Annotated in this window: 16 protein-coding genes and 3 tRNA genes; 2 read left to right on the top strand and 17 right to left on the bottom strand. The window is 70.0% G+C overall.

The annotated features are described in order from the left end of the window. The first annotated feature begins 122 nt into the window (after positions 1–122). Positions 123–1,043, top strand: coding sequence for an XRE family transcriptional regulator (locus tag CLV68_RS05285; protein WP_147459882.1), 921 nt, complete (start codon positions 123–125; stop codon positions 1,041–1,043). Then, the gene (locus tag CLV68_RS05280) at positions 1,040–1,570 is read left to right on the top strand and encodes a GNAT family N-acetyltransferase (protein WP_342772757.1); all 531 of its coding nucleotides are present in this window, start codon (positions 1,040–1,042) and stop codon (positions 1,568–1,570) included. Before CLV68_RS05285 ends, CLV68_RS05280 begins: the two co-directional genes overlap by 4 nt. A gap of 173 nt (positions 1,571–1,743) precedes the next feature. Here the strand turns inward: CLV68_RS05280 and CLV68_RS05275 are convergent, their stop codons facing one another. The 17 genes from CLV68_RS05275 to CLV68_RS05195 form a co-directional block, all read right to left on the bottom strand. Further along, the gene (locus CLV68_RS05275) at positions 1,744–2,787 is read right to left on the bottom strand and encodes a glycosyltransferase family 2 protein (RefSeq protein WP_121389414.1); all 1,044 of its coding nucleotides are present in this window, start codon (positions 2,785–2,787) and stop codon (positions 1,744–1,746) included. A gap of 18 nt (positions 2,788–2,805) precedes the next feature. After that, the gene (locus tag CLV68_RS05270; protein WP_170224107.1) at positions 2,806–6,756 is read right to left on the bottom strand and encodes a DUF4082 domain-containing protein; all 3,951 of its coding nucleotides are present in this window, start codon (positions 6,754–6,756) and stop codon (positions 2,806–2,808) included. Between the two features lie 503 nt (positions 6,757–7,259). Further along, the gene (locus CLV68_RS05265) at positions 7,260–7,817 is read right to left on the bottom strand and encodes an acyltransferase (protein ID WP_246009671.1); all 558 of its coding nucleotides are present in this window, start codon (positions 7,815–7,817) and stop codon (positions 7,260–7,262) included. A gap of 17 nt (positions 7,818–7,834) precedes the next feature. Further along, the gene (locus tag CLV68_RS05260) at positions 7,835–8,941 is read right to left on the bottom strand and encodes a DegT/DnrJ/EryC1/StrS family aminotransferase (RefSeq protein WP_121389411.1); all 1,107 of its coding nucleotides are present in this window, start codon (positions 8,939–8,941) and stop codon (positions 7,835–7,837) included. A 70-nt stretch (positions 8,942–9,011) separates the two neighbouring features. Next, positions 9,012–9,653, bottom strand: coding sequence for an acetyltransferase (locus tag CLV68_RS05255; RefSeq protein WP_121389410.1), 642 nt, complete (start codon positions 9,651–9,653; stop codon positions 9,012–9,014). Continuing rightward, positions 9,650–11,503, bottom strand: coding sequence for an asparagine synthase (glutamine-hydrolyzing) (gene asnB / locus CLV68_RS05250; RefSeq protein WP_170224105.1), 1,854 nt, complete (start codon positions 11,501–11,503; stop codon positions 9,650–9,652). Before asnB ends, CLV68_RS05255 begins: the two co-directional genes overlap by 4 nt. Positions 11,504–11,505: 2 nt before the next feature. Continuing rightward, the gene (locus CLV68_RS05245) at positions 11,506–13,644 is read right to left on the bottom strand and encodes a glycosyltransferase (protein ID WP_121389408.1); all 2,139 of its coding nucleotides are present in this window, start codon (positions 13,642–13,644) and stop codon (positions 11,506–11,508) included. Beyond that, entirely contained in the window at positions 13,641–14,768 is a 1,128-nt protein-coding gene (locus CLV68_RS05240; protein ID WP_246009670.1) for a DegT/DnrJ/EryC1/StrS family aminotransferase, read from the bottom strand. Before CLV68_RS05240 ends, CLV68_RS05245 begins: the two co-directional genes overlap by 4 nt. Then, entirely contained in the window at positions 14,768–15,778 is a 1,011-nt protein-coding gene (locus CLV68_RS05235) for an NAD-dependent epimerase/dehydratase family protein (RefSeq protein WP_121389407.1), read from the bottom strand. The genes CLV68_RS05240 and CLV68_RS05235 overlap by 1 nt, the downstream gene beginning before the upstream one ends. Next, complete coding sequence (locus CLV68_RS05230) at positions 15,775–16,842, bottom strand: Gfo/Idh/MocA family protein (RefSeq protein WP_121389406.1); 1,068 nt, start codon at positions 16,840–16,842, stop codon at positions 15,775–15,777. Before CLV68_RS05230 ends, CLV68_RS05235 begins: the two co-directional genes overlap by 4 nt. A gap of 93 nt (positions 16,843–16,935) precedes the next feature. Then, entirely contained in the window at positions 16,936–18,456 is a 1,521-nt protein-coding gene (locus CLV68_RS05225; protein WP_245782551.1) for a sugar transferase, read from the bottom strand. A gap of 731 nt (positions 18,457–19,187) precedes the next feature. After that, entirely contained in the window at positions 19,188–19,409 is a 222-nt protein-coding gene (locus CLV68_RS05220) for a type II toxin-antitoxin system HicA family toxin (RefSeq protein WP_121389405.1), read from the bottom strand. Continuing rightward, entirely contained in the window at positions 19,406–19,627 is a 222-nt protein-coding gene (locus CLV68_RS05215; RefSeq protein WP_121390977.1) for a type II toxin-antitoxin system HicB family antitoxin, read from the bottom strand. Before CLV68_RS05215 ends, CLV68_RS05220 begins: the two co-directional genes overlap by 4 nt. A gap of 79 nt (positions 19,628–19,706) precedes the next feature. After that, positions 19,707–19,780: transfer RNA gene (locus CLV68_RS05210), tRNA-Phe, on the bottom strand. Between the two features lie 177 nt (positions 19,781–19,957). Then, positions 19,958–20,031 (bottom strand) — tRNA-Asp (locus CLV68_RS05205). A 29-nt stretch (positions 20,032–20,060) separates the two neighbouring features. Next, positions 20,061–20,133 (bottom strand) — tRNA-Glu (locus tag CLV68_RS05200). A gap of 396 nt (positions 20,134–20,529) precedes the next feature. Next, the gene (locus tag CLV68_RS05195) at positions 20,530–20,775 is read right to left on the bottom strand and encodes a hypothetical protein (protein ID WP_121389404.1); all 246 of its coding nucleotides are present in this window, start codon (positions 20,773–20,775) and stop codon (positions 20,530–20,532) included. Positions 20,776–20,799: the final 24 nt, after the last annotated feature.

Here is a 20,799-nt window from a genome sequence, read left to right as displayed (position 1 = left end):
CTTACCTCCGCTGACGTCACCATGTCGCGGCCACTGCCTTCTCCTGACTTCTCCCGTTCCACCACCTCGTTGGCTCACCAGGCCACCTAAGGTGAGTCCCGACGATCACCAAGGGGTGGCTGATGCCCGCATCCGAGCAGCCAAGGACACGCCTGGAGGAACTCCTCCAGCGACGACACTGGACCGTCGACGACTTGCGGCGCAGGTTCGCCCAGGCGCAGGCGTTCTCGTTGTTGAACGGTCGTCATCCCGCGGCGCGAACGCGGGAGCTGTACCTGCTCGCCGGGGTGGCCTCCGGTCTCATGGCCAGGGCATCGCATGACCTGGGTGCATCGCGGGAAGCGATGACCCAGGCGCGGGCGACCTACGCCTGCGCCGACAACGCCGGGCACGACGGCCTGCGAACGTGGGCGCGCGGTCTCCAGGCCCTGATCGCCTACTGGGCGGGGAACCCGGCGGAGTCGGTGAGCTACTCCCAACGCGGTACCCCGGCCGCGTCCCGCACTCCGAGCACCGCGGCCGTGTGGCTGGCTTCCCTTGAAGCGCGTTCGCTCGCCGCGCTCGGCCACTGGTCCGAGGTTCACTCCGCCGTAGACCGGGCCAACAAGTCACGCGACCACGCCACCGGGGACGAGTTGGACGACTTGGGCGGGCTGTGCACGTTCACTCGCGCTCGGCAGCTCTACTACGCCGCCGACGCGCTGGCCTGGTCGGCAGCCGAAGCCGACCAGGCAGAAGCACGGGCCGTTGCTGCCGTGGACGCCTACGCGGTCGTTCCGGAGGCCGCTCGGGCCTTCGGGGACCACGCCGGAACGCGCTGTGCGCTGGCGATCACCCGGATCAGCCGCGGCGACGTCGAAGGGGCCGCGCACGCCGTGGCAACCGTGCTGGACATGCCGCCCGCCCAGCGGACCTACGGGATCGTCACCTCGGTCGGCCACGTCCAACGCGCGCTCGCCATCGTGGCGGGCGGGAGCGCGGGCAGTGAACTGACCGATCGACTGCGCGACTTCACCACCCGCAGAATGGCGATCCCCTCGTGACCGACCTGAACCTGACCGGCGATCGCGTCCGGCTTCGCGAGTTCACCCCCGCAGACCTCGACGGCGTGCACGACATCGTCGGCGATGACCGCGTGACCAGGTACCTCTCGTTCGGCTCCCGCACCCGCAAGCAGGCGGCGGCCATGCTGTCCGGGATCGTCGAGCGCGCAACACAGGTTCCACGCACGGAGTTCTACCTGGCCTCGACCCCGCTCGAAGCTGACGAACTTGTGGGGTTCGGGCGCTTGGCGCTCAGCGGTGTGCGAGCGGCGAAACTGGGCTACGCAGTCGCCCACGCGCACCAAGGCAAGGGTTATGCGACCGACACGGTGCGTACGATGGTGGACTTCGCCTTCGGACCACTAGGGCTCCACCGCGTCACCGCCGCCATCGGACCGGAGAATGCCGCCAGCCTGGCCGTCGCGCGCCGATGCGGGTTCAGCCGGGAGGGCGTGCTCCGCGATCACGTGCACACGAACGGTGCCTGGCGCGACTCCGTGCTGTTCTCCAGGCTCGCCGACGACTGAGCAGCCTCAGGGGAGTGCGCTGGGCTGGTCGAGCTCATCCACATCGGTGGTGAAGAGCCGCCGCTGGGCCAGGTGCAGCGCGACTTGGCCACACCACGATCATGCCGACCGGGCCACGCAGCCCTCTACCGCTGACGCGGACAGGGCGGCCCGTGGGCCGCCCTGTCGTCAAACTAGATGCCCTCGCGCTGCCACTTCAGGACTCGTGCGTGTTGGCGGATGCGTCGGGCAGGTGCTGTCAGCACCAGCGGCGACAACGCACGAGACCTCCTGGCGCCGAGGCGTTGGCGGAGGCGGAGGGTGTGCCACTCGGGCAGTCCCTCGATCTCGCCATAAGACTCACGGGCGAAGTCGATCAGTTCTTCGACCGGGTCCGACTCGCTGCGGCCCTTGTCGAAGGCTCGGCCCGCACGCCGGAGGGCGTCGCGGGCCAGGACCCTGCGCACGGAGCGGTCCATGTCGAGGCGGTCGGCGAGGTTGTTGTCCGGGCGGGTGGTGATGGCCGTGTACGCGGCCAAGCGCTGGCGGAGGTCGGCGACCACGGACGCGTAGTACGCGGCCGACATGTTGTTGCCGTGGACGCGGTAGTACGCCTGGTCCACGCCCTTCAAGTACCCCACATCGGCGTGGAGGGCGAAGCGCATCCACATCTCGATGTCGCCGGTGTGGCGGAGTTCGGGGTCGTAGCCACCCAGCTTCTTCTGCAGGGTGGTGCGGACGACCACCTCCGGGGAGGTGATGCAGCCCTCCCCGAGGGCGAAGCGGCGGCGCAACCAGGAAGGTCCGTTGTAGACGGTCCAGCCCTGGTCCTCGGTGCGGGCCTGCGGCAGCGGGGTGCTGCCGTCCCAGTGCAGGGGGCGGCCGTAGACGAAGCCGACCTCCGGGTGCGCGTCGAGCAGGCGTGCGGCCCGCAGGAGCGCACCCGGGGTCAGTGCGTCGTCGGCGGACAGGAGAGCGCAGTAGTCCGCGCTCGCCCAGTCCATCAAGCCCTCGTTGTACGTGGCGATGTGGCCCTTGTTCCGCTCGTGCTCCAGAACGCTCACCCGACTGTCCTGTGCGGACAGTTCGCGGGCCACATCGGCACTGCCGTCACCGGAGCAGTCGTCGATCACGAGCACCCGGACGTCCACGCCCGGCTGGTCGAGAACACTGCGCACGGCGGTCGGTAGGACCGACCCGTACTTGTAGCACGGGATCACCACGTCAACGCTGGCCACTTGGCTAGCTCCCTAGTACTAGGACGGAGTAGTAGCGAACACTGCGTCGACCCAGTAGTTGGTTCCGTTACCTGAGCCGTTCGGGAACAGGCCCCCACTGCCGTAACGGTAGACGCCGTTGGGCGCTGCCTCCGTGGTCGCGGGCGCCGTGAGCGGCCCGTTCGTCCGGTCGGTGGTGAAGTACTGCGCGGTGTAGCCGTAGTGGCCCGCCGAACCCCAGTAGGAGACCACGTACGTGGTACCCGCCGTCACCTGGACCGGGGTGTCGAAGGTCAGGGTCTGCCACCCGCTGCTGGTCTCACCGACGAAGGTGCCGGTGGCCAACTGGGCGCCCGCGTTCGTCCACAGGGTTCCGGTGTGCGTGCCCGGGTCACCCGCGGGCTTGTAGAACCGGACCCCGCGGATGTAGCCGTTCTGGCTCGGCGTGATCCGCATGCCCAGCTCGACCGTGGCGTCCGAGGCGGAGTTCGCCGGGGCGTCGGTCGGGCGGAACAGGCTGCACGGGCACTGACCCGCGGCACCGGTGGTGAAGTTCCACGTGTACGGGGCCGCCATCTGGTTGCCCCAGGCGTCGGAGGCCCGCACGCTCACCACGTACTGCGTGGTGCCAGCCAGCACGTCGGTCGAGGCGAAGGTGACGCTCCGGTTGTCCGCGGCGATCTGGGTGGTGCCCGGGACCGTGGTGCCGTTGCGGGTCACGCTGAACTGCAGCGTGGCCGGGTTGATCGGCTCGGAGAAGTTCGCCGTGACGCCGGTGCCGGTGGAGACGCCGGTGGCGTTGGCCGCCGGGGTGGAGGAGCTCACCGTCGGCGCGGTGGTGTCGGCGCCGAAGGTGTCCACGACCGGGTCGACCCAGTAGTTGTTGGCGTTGTAGCTGCTGTTCGGGAAGCCACCGCCGTAGACGTACACGCCGTTGCCGTTCGCCGCCGGGGAGCTGGGGGCGGTGAGCACACCGCGGCCGGCGCCCTGGTTGGCGAAGTAGCCGGTGTCGACCGAGTAGTGCCCGCTTGGCGCCCGGTACGAGGCGATGTAGGTCTGGCCCGCCTGGATCTGCACCGGGTCGGCGAAGGTCAGCGTCTGCCAGCCGGTCGCCGTCTCGTTGGTGAAGGTGCCGTTGGCGATGCGCTGGCCGCTCGTGGTCCAGATCGAGCCGGTGTGCGTGCCGGTGTTGTTGAAGTTCTTGTAGAACCGGACGCCGGTGACCTTGGCGCTGGCACCCACGGTGAACTTCACACCCAGCTCGACGTCGCTGGCGTCGCCAGCGTCGGCGGTGGCCGGGGTCCGTGAACCGAACAGGTTGCACGGGCACGGCTGCAGCGTGGTGCCGGTGGTGAAGCTCCACGTCTTGGTCGCGGCGAGTGCGTTGCCGTAACCGTCGGTCGCGTTGAGCGTCACGTTGTGCACCGTGCTGGCGGGCAGCAGGTCGGTCGGGCTGAAGGTGACCTTCTTGTCGTCCACGCTGACGGTGCCCGGGATCGGGGTGCCGTTGGCCTGGACGGTGAACTGCACGCTGCCCGGGTCGACGGCCTCGTTGAAGGTCGCCGAGACGCTGCCGTCGCGGTAGGCGCCGGTGCCGCCCGAGGTCGGCGAGGTCGAGCTGACCACCGGCGGGGTGTTGTCCGCGCCGTCGGTCGTGATGACCACGTCGACCCAGTAGTTGCCGCCGTTGTAGGAGCTGTTCGGGAAGCCCGAGCCGTAGCGGAACAGGCCGTTGCCGCCCGGGGTGTTCCCGGTCGCCGGTGCCGTCAGCGGGACGATGCCCGCACCCTTGGTGTTGAAGAACCCGGGGTCGACCGAGTAGTGGCCGTTGGGCGCGGTGTAGGACACCACGTACGTCTGCCCGGCGCGGATCTGCTGCGGGGTGCCGAAGGTCAGCGTCTGCCAACCGGAGGCCGACTCACCCGAGAAGGTGCCGGTCGCCAGCTGCTGGCCCGCCGAGGTCCACAGGCTGCCGGTGTGGGAGCCGGTGTTGGTGGCCGCCTTGTAGAAGCGGACACCGGTGACCGTGGCGTTGACCGAGGTGGTGAACTTGGTGCCGACCTCGATGGCCGCGGCGTCGCCGCCGTCGACGGTGCTCGGGGTCTGCGTGCCGAAGATGGTGCACGGGCACTGCTGCGAACCCACGGTCACGTCGCGGGTGACGGTGGCGCCGAGGGTGGCGCCGTCGTCGGAGGCGCGGACCTTGATCGAGACCGGGCCGAGCGTGCTCGGGGTCCAGGCGTACGACCAGGTGTCCAGGCCGGTGGCGCGGTGGTAGGTGGCGCCGCCGTCGACGGAGACCTCGACCGAACCGACCTTGCCGCCGCCGGAGTCGACCGCGGTACCGGTGATGGTGCGCGGGGTACCCGCCGGGACGGTCGAACCCGCCGCGGGCGAGCTGATCGTGACGGCCGGGCCGGTGGTGTCGGTCGACTTGGTGGCCAGGCTCAGGCCCGCCATCAGCGTCTTGGGCTGCGCGCCCATGTCGGCCAGGAGGTTGACTGTGGCCTGCTGCATCGCGGTGCTGGTCGGCGCGGTCGCCGGGGCACCGGCCGGGAAGGTGTGGTCGGCGTCGAGGCCCCACGACCACTGCACGGTCGCCGCGGAGAACACCAGCGCCTTGCTGACCTGGTCCCGGTAGATGATGAGCTTGTGGTTGGCGGGTCCACCGCCGTAGATGTGGCCGTAGTCGAGCAGCAACTGCCCGTTGTCCACGGTCACGGTGGTGTCCGACAGCGGGACCGAGCCCGCGGGCCGGTAGCCATTGTCCGGGTCGCCGTCCCACTCGTAGCCGAGGGTGCCCTGCGGCAGCACGGTGGTGTTGGTCGCCGAGGCGATCGAGGTGCCGCGCCAGAACCGGTTGCGACCGAACGAGGACGGGACCTCGATGGAGTCGGCCCGGTAGCCGTTGACGTTGAACAGCGTGCCGACGAGCTCGTTCTCCGGGCGACCGGCGTCGGAGGGCGGCGACTGGCGCGGGTCGCGCCAGGTGCCGGTCCACAGCGGGCTCGGGTCGATCTTCGCGCCACCGGTCGCCTTGGTCTCCTTGTAGCAGACCATCGTGCGCAGCGCGGTGTTCGACGAGTCGATCGAGTTCTCGAACCGGGTCTTCCAGAACATGGTGTTACCGGTGGAGAAGAACAGGTTCACGCCAGCGGCCTTGGCCGCCTCGATGCCCGCGCGCTGGGTCGCGTTGACGTACTCGTCGTGGCCCGAGGAGAGGTACACCTTGTGGTTCTTGAGCAGGTTCGGGTTGCGCGTGATGTCGACGCCGGTGAGGTAGCTGACGTCGTAGCCGTTGCGCTCCAGGAACCGGATCATCGGGTACTCGGCGTTGAGGAAGTTCGAGGTGCCCGCGTTGCGGTAAGGCCGGTTGTAGCTGACCTTGAACGCACGACCGTCCGGCGAACCGGAGAATCCGCCCTCGTACAGGTTGTACTCGTTGACGCCTTCCTTGTCGCCGTACTTGTTGTACGCCTGCCACGTCTGGTCGGAGGTCTGCACGACGATGTCGGAGGTCGAGGAGTCGTTGCGCACGACGAACGGGTACTGGCCCGCGCCGTTGCCGTCGTTGCGGATGAAGTTCGCGACGTAGAAGCCGGGGACCGCGGTGGTGGGCACGTACCAGGACGACGAGACGCCCCAGTTGCCGCAGTCCACCATGCCGGTCGTCGACTGGTAGAGGCACGCGGGCTGGGTCTGCGGCAGGTGCGCGGTCGGGGCCAGCGTCTGCTGGAGGCGACCACCGGTACCGCCGTAGTAGCCCAGGCGCACGATGTCGATCTGGTAGTCCGTGCTGGGGGTCTTGACCTTGAAGTCGAGGCGCTCGCCCGGCTGGATGCTCGGCGCGGTCGCGTAGCCCTCGATGTCGCCGTAGTGGCTCTCGATGAACCAGTCGGCGCGGGGCGTGCCCGGCTTGGAGTTCTCACAAACAATGGGGTTGACCGGTGCGTCGCACGGACCGGCGGCAGCCGGTGACGCAACGAGCACGGGGAGTCCGACAACGACAAGTAAACCTGCGAGGGCAGCGCGCACAGTGCGCCCTGCCCGACCCCGAGCGCGTGCGGCTAGCCTCGCACGGTCCATCCGAGCCTCCACGGTGAGTAACCGCTGTTAGGTAAAATCTGAAGTTGGCACCGAATAGGGGACGCGCGACAGGGTTCGCGGTTCCTATTTACCTGCACATCGTCACATACGATGACACCGTTACCCCCATCTGGGGTAGAGCCAGCCAAAGTCCAGCCAGCAACCGGGTTGTTCACCGTCCCGAGTGGATCTGTCGCCACGGGTGACGCAGGCCCGCTCCCAGCGAACACCCAGTGTCCTTTGGGGAATCCGTTACCCGGTCGACTGTCCGGTGAGGCCGGTCACCAACCGACGGTCCTCGACCGGTAATCACCTGATCGGCGCACAGGATGGCGCTCGGCAACACCCCCGGAAAACCCGAATGGCCGCCGATGGTGATCGGCGGCCATTGGGCGAAACGTGAAAAGTCAGGCTCGGGTCAGACCTTTGCCCGCGCCCGCGCTGCGGAAGTCCAGCCCGCACTCGGCGCAATGCAGATCTTCGTCGAGCCGGGCTGCGCATTCGCAAACCCAGCCCTTGCGGGTCGCGGGGTTGCCCACGACAAAGGCGTGCGGCTCGACGTCCTTGGTCACGACCGCGCCCGCACCGGCGAAAGCGAAGGCGCCGATCTCGATCCCGCAGACCACCACGGTGCCCGCGCCAAGGGTCGCGTTGTGCCTGACGGTGGTGCCGATCAGCTGGTCAGGGCCCTTGCGGATGTGCGCGCGGGGCCGGAAGTCATTGGTGAACAGCACATTGGGGCCGAGGAAGACCTCGTCCTCACAGGTGACCCCGCCGAAGACCAGCGTGCCGTTCTTGACCGTCACGCGGTCGCCAAGGACGGCGCCCGTTTCGACGAACGCCCCGTCGCAGATGTTGCAGTCCTCGCCGACGCGCGCGCCGGGCAGGACGTGCGCGAAGGCCCAGACCCGGGTGCCCGCGCCGACCTCGTCGCTCTCGCACAGTCCACGCTCGTGGACGAACACGCTCGATGACACCGCGGTCACCGCACGGCCTCGGAGAGCACTGACACGACCCGCTCCTGCTGCGCCTCGGTGATCTCCGGGAACAGCGGCAGGGACAGGATCTCGGTGCCAAGCCGCTCGCTGGCCGGGAACGCGCCCGCGCCGAGCCCGAGGTCGGCGAACGCCCCGGTCAGGTGCACGGGCGTCGGGTAGTGGATGCCCGCGCCGATGCCCTCGGCGTGCAGCTTGCCCAGCACGGCGTCGCGGTCGGCGACCCGGATCACGTAGAGGTGCCACACCGGCACGTTGCCCGCGGCGACGACCGGGGTGGTCACACCATCCACATCGGACAGCAACGCGGTGTAGCGGTCGGCGGCGACCCGGCGGGCGGCGTTCCAGCCCGCGAGCCTGCGCAGCTTGGCCGACAGGACCACGGCCTGGAGGGTGTCGAGCCGGGAGTTGAAGCCCAGGACCGGGTGCTCGTACTTGCGGGGCGAGCCGTGCGCGCCCAGCAGCCGGACCCGCTCGGCCAGGTCGGCGCGCGACGTGGTGACCGCGCCCGCGTCGCCGTAAGCGCCGAGGTTCTTGCCTGGGTAGAAGCTGGTGGCGGCGATGTCGCCGAACGACCCGGCGGTCTGTCCGTTGCGGGTGGCGCCCTGCGACTGGGCCGCGTCCTCGACGATGGCGACGTTGGTCGGCAGCACCGCGCGCAGCTTCTCGATCGGCGCGACCTGGCCGTAGAGGTCGACCGGCAGCACCGCGCGGGTGCGGGTGGTGACGGCGGCCGCGGCGGCGTCGACGTCGATCAGCGCGGTGTCGAGGTCGCAGTCCACCAGCACCGGGGTCGCCCCGGTCCGGGCGACGGCCTCGGCGGTGGCGATGAAGGTGTTGGCCGGGACGATGCACTCGTCGCCGGTGCCGATCGACAGCGCGCGCAGCGCCAGCTCCAGCGCGTCGGTGCCGTTGCCGAGGCCGATGCAGTGCTCGACCCCGGCGAACGCGGCGTACTCGCCCTCGAACGCGGTGACCTGCGGGCCGCCGACGAACGCGGTCTTGGCGAGCACGGCCGCCCAGCCCGCGGCCACCTCGTCCGCCACGGCGGCGTGCTGGGCGGCCAGGTCGACCAGGGGGATTGGGCCGGTCATGGTGAGCTCTCCTCAGGTGCGAAAGGGTGTTTGGTCGATCGAACCGCGGTCGGGAAGCCGAACGGGGTGGTCAGGACTGGACGAGCGGCTTGGCCGGAACCCCGACCCAGGTCTCGCCGTCGGGCACGTCGGCCAGCACGACGGCACCCATGCCGATCACGGCGCGGGAGCCGATGCGGACGCCCTGGCGGACGAGGGACCCCGCCCCCAGGTAGGCCGACTCGGCGACCACCACACCGCCCGCGAGCGTGGCCCGCCCGGCGCAGGTGGCGAAGTCGCCGACTAAGTCGTCGTGGGTGAACAGCACGTGCGGCATGGCGAGCACGTGCGCGCCGACCCGCTGGGGCGCGGTGATGACGGTCCCGGCGAGCAGCACGGTGCCCTCACCGAACTCCACGCCGTACGCGACCGAGGCCGCCGGGTGGACCAGGGTGGCGTAGCGCTCGGCTGGCAGGTCGAGCCTGCGGACCACGTTCGCCCGGCCCTCCGGTCGACCCGGCGAGGCGACGCACACCAGGACCTGGTCGTCGGTGTGCTCGTGCACCAGGTCGGACGGGCCGAGCACCGGCACACCGTCCACTTCGGAGCCGTGCCGGGCCGGGTCGTCGTCGAGCAGGCCGCGGACGGTGAACTCGCCGGGCAACGCGCGCGCGGCGGCCAGCACCTCCCTGGCCAGACCACCGGCGCCGACGAGCAGGAGCGACTGGCTCATGCCCCGACCTGGGACGCCTTGGCGAACTCGCGGTGCCAGACCTCCAGCGAGAGCAGCGTCCACAGCCGGGGCTGCTCGTTGCGGGTGCCCGCGTGGTGCTCGTCGAGCAGCTTGCGCACCGCGGCCGGGTCGAGCTGGCCCGCGACGAACGACGACGGGCCGGTGAGCAGGTCGTTGGCCATCTCGCGCAGGCCATCGCGGAACCAGGCGTCCAGCGGCACCTTGAAGCCGGACTTGGCGCGGTCGACGACGTCACCGGGCAGGTGCGCCCTGGCGACCTCCTTGACCACCCACTTGGTCACCCCGTTGCGGACCTTGACCGAGCTGGGCAACGAGAACGCCAACTCCACCAGCCGGTGGTCCAGGAACGGCGGCCGCAGCTCCAGCGAGGCGGCCATGGACATCCGGTCGCCGCGCTCGAGCAGGTTGTCGGCCAGCCAGGCGTGCGAGTCGGCGTAGAGCATCCGGCTCAGCGCGTCGCCGCGACCGCGCTGGTACGGGGCGATGGCGCTGCGGACGGCGGGCCCGCCCAGCAGTCCGTCGCGCTCGCGCTCGGTGAACGGGGCGAACCAGCCGCGCATGCGCTCGGCGGAACTGCCCTCACCCATCGCCCGCACCGCGACACCCAGCCGCGACTGGGACGCGGGCAGCGCCCGCTCCAACCGGGGCAGGATCCGACCGCGCAGCGGCGCCGGGATCAACCCGGCCCAGCGGGTGGCCTGGGCGAAGCGGTACTTCGGGTACCCGCCGAACAGCTCGTCGCTGCCCTCGCCGGACAGCACGACCTTGACCTGCGTGCGGGCCAACTCGGCCAGCTTGAACACCGCGACGTCGGCCGGTTCGGACAGCGGCGCGTCGCGGTGCCAGCTGAGCTTGTGCCAGTTGTCCTTGAAGTCCTCGGCGGTGACGATCACCTCGTGGTGCTCGCTGCCGACCAGGTCCGCGACCTTGCGCGCCCAGTTGAGCTCGTCGACCCTCGGGTCGCCGAACCCGGCGGAGAAGGTGTGCAGGCCCTCGCCCTGCTTGGCCTTGGCGGTCAGCGCCGAGATCAGGCTGGAGTCGATGCCGCCGGACAGGTAGGCGCCCACCGGCACGTCGGCGACCAGCGCGTCGGCGATGGACGCGTCGAGCGCGTCGGCGACCAGCCGGACGGCGGCCTCCGGGGTGACGTCGCGGTGCGCGGCGTCGGCCGGGATCTGCCAGTAGGCGCGCAGCCGGACCTGCCCGTCGCGACCGAGGGTCAGCCGGTGGCCCTGCGGGACCTTGCGGACGCCGTCGACCAGCGTGTACGGGGCGGGCACCGACCGGTGCGCCAGGTAGTCGTGCAGGCTGGCCACGTCGACACCGCGCTGCCCGATCGCCGGGAGCAGGGCCTTGATCTCCGAGGCGAAGGCGAAGACCTCGTTGTCGATGTAGTAGTACAGCGGCAGGATGCCGAGCCGGTCGCGCACCAGGTGCAGCTCGCCGGTGTCGGCGTCGCTGATGGCGTAGGCGAACTGACCGCGCAGCTTGGTGACGCTCTCGACGCCGTGCTTGTCGTAGAGCGCCAGCAGGGTCTCGGTGTCACCGCTGGTGCGGAACGGGTAGTCCAGCTGGTCGCGCAGCTGCCGGTAGTTGAGGATCTCGCCGTTGAAGGCGATCACCTTGTGCCGGTCCGGGGTCGCCATCGGCTGCACCGAGGCGCCCAGGTCGATGATGGAGAGCCGGGTGTGCGCGAAGCCGGTGGACCCCTCGATCCAGGTCCCCGCGTCGTCCGGGCCGCGGTGGTGCAACCGCCTGGCCATCTCGACCAGCACGGCCGGGTCCACCGGCGTCCCGTCCAGCCTGCGCACTCCGGCGATTCCGCACATCGCTACCGCTGCCCTTCGGCCAGGTCCATCAGCTGCCGCGCCCGCGAGTCCCACGAGGCAGGCAGCACGGCTTCCCGCCTGCCCTCCACAGTGGACAAGCCGCCGTCGGTGAGAGTCTGCCGGACGGCCTCGACGAACGCGTCGTGGCCCTGGGCGATCCTGATCAGCTCGGGGTACTGGTGCACCTCGGGGAAGTCGGTGCTGACCACGGCGAGGCCGAGGGCCAGGTACTCCTTCATCTTGATCGGGTTCGCGTGCTTGATCCAGTCGTTGTCCAGCCACGGCATGATCGCCACGTCGAAGCCGGTGCCGTAGGCCGGGATCTGGGCGTACGGCCGGAAGTCCAGCCAGTGCACGTTCGAGTACTTGGCGAAGCGCTCCATCGACAGCGTCGCGTCGCCGATGAGCACGAGCGAGGCATCGGGGAACTCCTGGGCGAGGCGCTCGAGCAGGTCGAAGTCGACCAGGTAGTCGTCGAGGCTGCCGAAGAACCCGATGCGCGGGCCGGGGATGCTCGCGATGTCGGCGGGCAGCTCCGCGCGGCGGCGGAAGTGCTGCAGGTCGACGCCGTGGTCGAGGAAGTGCGCCCGGTCCTGGGTGAGCCCGGACTCCTCGCCCTGGAGCTGACGGCTGACGTAGAGGACGTGGTCGCTGCCCGCGAGCAGCTTGTCCTCCAGCGCGGCGATCGTGGTCTGGTCGGCCTCGGGGAACGCCGAGTGCCGGTCGGAGCGGTTGAACACCAGCCGCCGGTGTTCGAAGCCCTGCACCACGTCCCACGCGGTCGGGATGGTCGCCACCACGATCGGGTTGGGCATCCGCAGCACCGCGCACACGGCCCGCACCTGCGCGCGGACCAGCTTGGCGCCGAGCGCGCGGACCCGCTCGCTGCCGTAGAAGGGCAGCGGCAGCGGGGTCATCACGTAGTAGCCGGGGACGTCGGGCAGCGGGCGGCGCACCAGCTTGGCGACGCTGCCCGCCTTGCGCAGGATGCGGCGGACGAACTGGGTGCTCTTGCCCGGCGTCGGCATCCGCAGGCCGATGCTGTTGACCAGCAGGACCTTGCGGTGCTCGGCGACCCGGCGCATCAGCTGGAAGTCCGAGTGGGCCTGGTTGTGGTACCACCAGTCCTGGGCGGAGAAGCAGACGTAGGGCGGGGCGTCCTTCACCGGCTTCGCGGGTGCCGACAACGGCGCGGGCCAGGCGCGCTGGGTCAGCAGCGCCTTGACCGCGGCCTTGTGCGTCGCCGAACCGCGCAGTGCCCTGGGCAGGCTGTTGAGCAGGGACGCGGCCCACATACCGGCGGCGGCGACCTTGCCGTGCCGCTCGCGGTGCAGCCGGACCTTGTTGGTGACCAGCAGCGACCACAGGCGCGGCGACGTGCCGGACTCGCCACCGAGGTGGACGGCGCGCGCGGCGGGCTCGTAGTAGGTCTTGAAGCCCTTGGCCCCCGCGCGGAGCATGAACTCGGTCTCCTCGGAGTAGAGCAGGTAGCGCTCCTCGACGGGGCCGATGGCCTCGATGCACTCGCGGGTGACCAGCCACGCCGCACCGGTCGCCCAGTCGACGAAGCCCGCGCGCTCGTAAGCGGCGGGCTTGGTGACGGTCTCGCCGAGCGGGCCGAACCGACCGGCCCTGCGGCCGCCGAGGACGGCCTCGCCCAGGGTCCGCAAGACCGTGGGGGTGCGGCGCAGCGAGTGCTGGATGCTGCCGTCCGGCTCAGTGAGTTTCGGCGCGACGACCCCGACACCCGGTTTGACCGCCGCGCGCAGCGCCTTGACCGCGCCGGGCGCGAGCCGGATGTCGGCGTTGAGGACCAGCACGTCGCAGCCGTCGGCGTGGGCGAACCCGGTGTTGACGCCGGCGGCGAAGCCGTCGTTGCCCGTCCGGTGCACGACCTTGACCTCGTTGTCGGTCAACGCGACCACGTCGGCGGTGCCGTCCTGGGACGCGTTGTCGACCACGATGATCCGCGACTCGCCCGCGCCCTCAAGGGCGGCGGGCAGGGCGCGTAGGCAGTCCGCGATCACTTCGGCACTGTTGTAGGTGACGATGACGATCGCGATTGGGCGGGAGGGCTGGGTGGAGACAGCGACAGGGCGGGAGGGCGGGTCGAGTCCAGCACCGCCCCGAGCGGAAGTCATGACGCCACCAGGCCCAGGGCGTCGGCGAGGGCGCCGACGATGTGCTTCTGGTCGGCGTCGGTGATCTCGTGGTGCAGCGGCAGGATCAGCGAGCGGGTCGCCAGTTCCTCGGTGCCGGGCAGCGCCGCGTGCGGGTGACCCTCGTACGCGGGCTCCATGTGCGCGGCCATGATGCCGCGGCGGGCGGAGACCCCGGCCTCGGCGAGCTTGCCGAGGACCACCAGCAGGTCGGGGGCGCCGTCGGGCAGCGCGACCCAGAACGACTGGTAGTTCGTCGTGCCGTGCGCCGGGTCGGTGACCGCGCGCAGGCCGAGCGGGGCGAGCAGCTCGTGGTAGCGGGCGGCCAGCGCGCGCCGCTGCTCGATGATCCCGTTCAGGCGCCCGAGCTGCACCAGGCCCATGGCGGCCTGGATGTCGGTCATCCGGTAGTTGAACGCGGTCTCCACATAGGACTCGACGACCGCGCCGCCTGCGGCGTGCCGGTCGGCGGCCGACATGCTCATGCCGTGCTCGCGCAGCCTGCGCAGCCGGGTGGCCCACTCGGCGTCATCGGTGGTGATCATGCCGCCCTCACCGGTGGTGAGCAGCTTGCGTGGGTGGAACGACCACGCCGCGAGCAGCGCTCCGGTGCCCACCGGGTTCCCGTCCAGAGTGGACCCGGCGGCGCAGGCGGCGTCCTCGACGACCGGCACGTCACCGGCGATCGCGCGGATCGCCTTGACGTCGGCCGGGACCCCGCCCTGGTGCACGATCATGATCGCCTTGGTCGCGGGGGTGATCGCGGCCGCGACGGTCTCGGCGGTCAGGTTGCCGGTCAGCGGGTCGATGTCGGCGAACACCGGGGTCGCGCCGCAGTAGCGGACGGCGTTGGCGGTCGCGATGAACGACAGCGACGGCACGACGACCTCGTCGCCGGGGCCGACACCGAGCAGGTGCAGGCACAGGTGCAAGCCGGTGGTGCAGTTGGACACGGCGACGCCGTGCGCCGCGCCGACCCGCTCGGCGAACGCCTTCTCGAACGCGGCGACCCGCGGCCCCTGCGCCACCCAGCCGGACCGGACGGTCTCCGCGACGGCGAGGGCCTCCTCCTCGCCGAGCAGCGGCTTCATCACGGGGATGGCCATCAGGCGGTTCCCCCCACGGCGACAGCCTGCTCAGCGGCGACCTTCTCGGCGCGCCACCACTCGACCAGGCCGCGCAGGCCGTCGTCGAGCTTGATCTCCGGGCGCCAGCCCAGCTCGCGCTCGGCTGCGCTGATGTCGGCGAGGCGGCGGGTCACGCCGTTGACCTTGCGCTCCGGGCCGTGCTCGACACCCAGGTCGGAGCCCATCGAGGCGAGCAGCGCCTCGGCCAGCCCGAGCAGGCTGGTCTCGGACGCGCTGGCGATGTTGTAGACGGTGTCGGTGACGTCCGCGCGGGCCGCGAGCAGGTTGGCCCTGGCGATGTCGTGGACGTGCACGAAGTCCATCGTCTGCGCGCCGTCACCGAAGATCAGCGGCGCCTTGCCGTCGACGATGCGCTCCATCCAGCGGATGAGCACCTCCGTGTAGAGGCCGTGCACGTCCATACGCGGACCGTATACGTTGAAGTAACGCAACGCGACATAGTCCAGGTCCTGCATGGCCTTGAAGCTGCGCAGCATGCCCTCGTTGAACGCCTTCGCGGCGCCGTAGAAGGTGTCGTTGTTGTACGGGTGGTGCCGCTCGTCGGTCGGGAACGTCTCGGCGAGGCCGTAGATCGACGCCGAGCTGGACGCGATGACCTTCTTGACGCCCTCGGCCGCGGCGGCCTCGATGATGGTGAAGGTGCCGTCGACCAGGCTCTCCAGCGCCAGCCGGGGTTCCTCGGCGCACTGGGTGATGCGGATGGCGGCCAGGTGGAACACCAGGTCGACGCCCTTGGTGAGGTCACCGACGAGCTTGCGGTCGTTGATGTCGCCGTCGACCACCTTGAGCCGCTCACCTGCGGCGGCAGCGGCGTCGGCCAGGTTCTCCCGGCGGCCGCGCACGAAGTTGTCCAGCACCGTCACCTCGGCGGCACCGGCGGCGACCAGCTGGTCGACCACGGACGAGCCGATGGTCCCCGCCCCGCCGGTGACCAGGATGCGCTGGCCCTCGATCGGCTGCGCGCTCATGCGTTGACTCCCTCGGTGCTGGTTTCGACAGAGCGGATGGGCAGGAAGACCCCGCCCTTGGCGAGGCTCGCGGACGCGGCCTCCAGGATGGACAGCACGCGCAGGCCGGAGCGGCCGTCGGTCAGCGGCGGGCGGCTCTGGGTGATCGAGTCGCGGAACTCGGCCATCACCGCGCGCAGCGCCTCCTTCTCCGGCAGCGCGGGGGCGACCATGTCGCCGGTCCGGTAGGACACCATCGTCTGCGCGCGGGTCTGCTCACCGATCTCGGTGGCGTCCTTGCGGTCGACGCCGCGGTCGTAGATGGCCAGGCGCTGGGCCGGGTTCAGGTCGTCCCACACCACGGTGCGCGAGGAGCCGCCGATGATCATCGTGCGGACCTTGGTCGGCGACAGCCAGTTCACGTGCACGTGGGCCATGGCCCCGCCGGTGAGCTCGATGGTCAGGTGCGCGACGCAGGCCCGACCGGCGCCGATCGGGTCCGACCCGTGCGCGGCGACCGCGATCGGCCGCACGCCATCGGGCAGGATCGACAGGAAGATCGACAGGTCGTGCGGGGCGAGGTCCCACAGCACGTCCACGTCCGGCTGGACCAGGCCCAGGTTGATGCGCACCGAGTCCAGGTACTGCACCGACCCGATGCCGCCGCCGCGGACCAGGGTGCGCAGGTGCTCCACGACCGGGGTGTAGCAGTAGGTGTGGTCGAGCATGAGGGTCAGGCCGCGCTTGTCGGCGGCCTCGACCAGCAGCCTGCCCTCGTCGTAGGTCGCCGCGAGGGGCTTCTCGACCAGCACGTGCTTACCGGCCTCGAGCGCCTTCATGGCGACCGGCAGGTGCGTGGCGGCCGGGGTCGCGATGGCCACCGCGTCCACCGCCGGGTCGGCGAGGACCTCGTCGAGGGAGTCGGACACCGCGACGGTGGAGTACTCGCCGAGCACCTTGCGCGCCCGGCCCGCGTCGAGGTCGCACAGGTACTGCAACCGCAGGCCGGGAGTGGCCTGCGCGTTGCGCACCAGGTTCGGCCCCCAGTACCCCGCGCCGATGACGGCTAGCCCGATGGTTCCCACGCTGAATCCCCTTAGTCAGTGCTGATTCCCACCCGCACCGGCCCCTGCGCCGGTGCGGGCGTGTCGAGTTGGATCCCCGGGTCGCGGGGGGTGTTAGTAGGCGCCCTGGCCGGTGAACACGGCCCGGAACGTCTTCCACAGGATGACCGCGTCCAGCGCCAAGGACCAATCCTCGACGTAGCGCAGGTCCAGTCGGACCGCTTCCTCCCACGGGAGGTCGCTGCGGCCGCTGACCTGCCACAACCCGGTCAGGCCGGGCTTGACCAGCAGCCTGCGGCGCACGTCGGGGGCGTAGCGGGCGCTCTCCTCCGGCAGCGGCGGGCGCGGCCCGACCAGCGACATCGGGCCTGCGAGCACGTTGAACAGCTGCGGCAGCTCATCGATGGAGTAGCGGCGCAGGATCGCACCCACCCGGGTGACGCGCGGGTCCTTGCGCATCTTGAACAGCAGGCCGTGGCCCTCGTTCTGCTCGGCGAGCTGGGTGACCAGCTTGTGCGCGTTGACGACCATGGTGCGGAACTTGATGATGGTGAACTCGCGGCCGTCCTTGCCGACCCGGCGCTGCTTGTAGAACACCGGCCCGCGGGTGTCGATGGCGATCGCGAGCATCACCGCGATCATCACCGGGGAGAGCAGCGTCAGCAGGAGCGCGGCGCCGACCTTGTCGAAGACGTCCTTGACCACGCGGCGCACGCCGGTGAACGAGGGGGCCGACACCCGCAGCAGCGGCATGCCGAGCACGGCGTCGACGTGCAGGCGGGGACCGGCGACCTCCATGAGCACGGGGGCGACGACCATCTCGGCGCCGGAACCCTCGAGCTTCCAGGCGAGCTGCTGCAGGCGCTTGGGGGTCCAGTAGGCGTCCGGGGTCACCGCGACGATGCGGTAGCCGCCACGGCGGGCGTGGGTGGCCAGGTCGCGCAGCTGACCGACCACGGGCACACCGTCGATCTCGGTGACGTCCTCGCCCATGCCGTCGGTGGTGCAGACCGCGGCGACCCGCCAGCCCAGGTGGGTGGCGCCGCGGGTGCGGGTGATGAGGTCGCGGATGGTCTCGACGTTGCCCGCGGCCATCACCGGCAGCAGGCAGCGGCCCTCGCGGCGGGCGCGGTGCAGGAACTGGCGCAGCACGTAGCGCATCGGGAAGACGAGCAGCGCGGTCGCCGGGACCACGATGAACACCCACGGGCGGATGCGGGTGATGTCGAAGAGCAGCCCGCCGAGGGCCAGCACCACGGACGCGGCCACGAAGGCGCGGCCGAGGCGGCGGAACTCCTCGGCACCCTGACCCAGGATTGCGAGATTCCACACCCGGTTAACCATCAGGGACACGACCAGGACGCCGAAGGTGACGACAGCAGTCGGTGTGAGGAGCGGGCTGGTGGGGTCGACCCGGTAGGTGACGAATCCACCGACGACCAGAACCCCGAACAGCACGGAGAACAGGTCCGACAGCAGGACGCCGGTGCGGTAGCGAGGCTCCCATCCCGCCACGGGCGGGTACGAGGGCTCGCCCGCAGGCAGGCTGCGACGCGGCTTGGTGCCACGGCGCTGGCCGCCTGGCGCTGGCCAGAGGGACGTTCTGCGGCGCGGGAGGCCGACTTGGTCACGCATCGTGTATCCCCCGTTGTGGGTGGATCGGGCATGCACGGGCACGGGGCATCCCGTGTCTCGTTGCGGTGGTCTTGAAGAGGGGTGAGCTGGCCCCCGAGCTGCGGCGATCTGGGGCGTGGCTGCGATAGCTCATTCGTTTGGTTACCCGGGGCCGTTACACGGAGGGTTAGTTCTTATGTAACCCGTTCGGCGTGGTCTCTGGTGTGTAGGCAACCGATTACACAGCGCGTAGCAATCGCTGATGCACAGCCGTGACCTGCAACTGGTCTCCGTCGCAGGTGGGGTTACGTCCCGTGAGCACATGGGACAGTCCACGCTGGACAGCCAGGCAGGTGACAGAGCGTATAACCCACGCCCCAGTTGACTGGTGAATTCGCACCAGCGAGTGAGTTCCCAGCCGTCCAGCGTGACACAGGCAACGTCCCCCGCCTGCCGCCGTCCAGCCGCACCGCCTTTGCACCAATCGCGAACGCGGATAACCCTCACCGGGTCAATTACCGCCGTGACCTGCCCAATCGCAAAAAGCCGACACCCAGCTCAACGATCACGCAACGTACCGGCAACGCGTCGCCCCAGGGGGTGTTCCATACCACTCCCCTTATAGGCAACACCTATCTGTGTCCCGCCTCACACATCAACTTCCCCCAACCCGCCCAACCCCCGCTACCACACCCAGCCCCATACCACTCCCAACGAAGCCCCAACCCGAAACACAGGGGAACGTCCAGGCCCTAGAGCGCCTCGAGGAACTCGGCAGGCGTCAGCCCGGCCTGCCGGACGATGGAAGCGAGGGTTCCGCGCTTGACGGTGCCGTGCATCGGCACGATCACGGTGCGACCGTCGGCACGGCGGTAGACGGCGTGGCTGCCTTTGGTGCGAACGTGCTCGAACCCGAGCGACTCGAGGACACGGGTGACCTTGCGGACGGAGAGGTCCGACAGGGCAGGGCTCACGCAGCAGTCCCGGGAACCTGGAAAGAGGTCACGAGCGGCGTGGCGGTCACCTCGGCCTCGGGCACCTCGGCCAGGTACAGCTCCACCGCTTCCCGGAGGTTGCCCAACGCCTCGGCGATGCTCGCCCCCTGACTGGCCACATCCACCTCAAGACACTGTGCGATGAACCAGTCCTCTTCCTGGTGCACCGCAGCCGTCAACGTCCGCAGCTCACTCATACCCACAGTGTCGCACCCCCAACACGAAGAAGGCCGGTGATGCTTGCGGATCTCCGCGAACACCACCGGCCGTCGTCCGTGGCCAGGGGCGGGGTCGAACCGCCGACCTACCGCTTTTCAGGCGGTCGCTCGTACCAACTGAGCTACCTGGCCAAGTAACACAACACCCCCACCAGCACCGGCAAGAGGCACACCGGCAGCAGCCACAAAGAACCGACCACGCTGGATCCGCCACGTACCGCACCGTGGGGGTCTGGGGGGTCGCCCCCCAGAAGCAATGGCGAGCGCCCAAGTCCACGCTTTCCGTGGACAAGGGCACGCCGAAGCTCGCGACCCTGACGGGACTCGAACCCGCGACCTTCGCCGTGACAGGGCGACGCGCTAACCAACTGCGCCACAGGGCCTTGCGTCACTACTTCACTACCGTACTACGTGCTCCCAACGGGATTCGAACCCGCGCTGCCGCCTTGAAAGGGCGGAGTCCTAGGCCGCTAGACGATGGGAGCCCGACCAATTCCGGGCGAACCGATCGACCGCGCTTCCAGGTTCCCCGGTGCTACCGACCCGGTTCCTCTGGGAGCACCGATAGCTTAGGGCACGTACCCCGGTCCTCCAAAACGGCCCCCCTCAACAGGGCTCTACCTGCACGAACACCGCCGCAGTCGATCTCGCCGCGAGCACCGGCGGAGATCGTCTCCAGCGGGGGTGGTCGACCCCCGTCCGCGGCACCGGACGAGGGTCACGCTGGGTTACCTGCTTGATCGAATTGCGCGATTCCGGGGAATCGCACCGAGCGGACGGGTGGACCCGGTTCGCGGTGCTGATGGTAAATGATCTTCGGCGGCACCCGGGGGTCATTTACCGACGGTCGGATCCGATCTTGGAAACCGTACGGATAACGGTCAGCGGCAGACGGCGGGGGTGCCGTCGTCGCCGTCGACGAGGCCGAGCATTTCCAGCAGCTCACGGCAGTCCTCAACGGACTGGGCGCCCATCGCCACGGCCAGACGGGCGCGGTGGACCTGCTCCTCGGAGACGCGTGCGCCTTCCCCCGAACGGGGGGCCGGGACGCCGGTCGAGAACTGGTTCGACCCTCCAAGGCTGTCTTGCTGGAGAAGGAAACTGCGCACTTCGAGTGACCCGCTCATGGTGCCTCCCCGCTTTTGTTTGGC

Source organism: Actinokineospora cianjurensis, from assembly GCF_003663795.1.
Lineage (GTDB): Bacteria > Actinomycetota > Actinomycetes > Mycobacteriales > Pseudonocardiaceae > Actinokineospora > Actinokineospora terrae.
The sequence above is the reverse complement of the archived record's forward strand: the minus strand, read 5'-3'. Positions and strand labels throughout refer to the sequence as shown.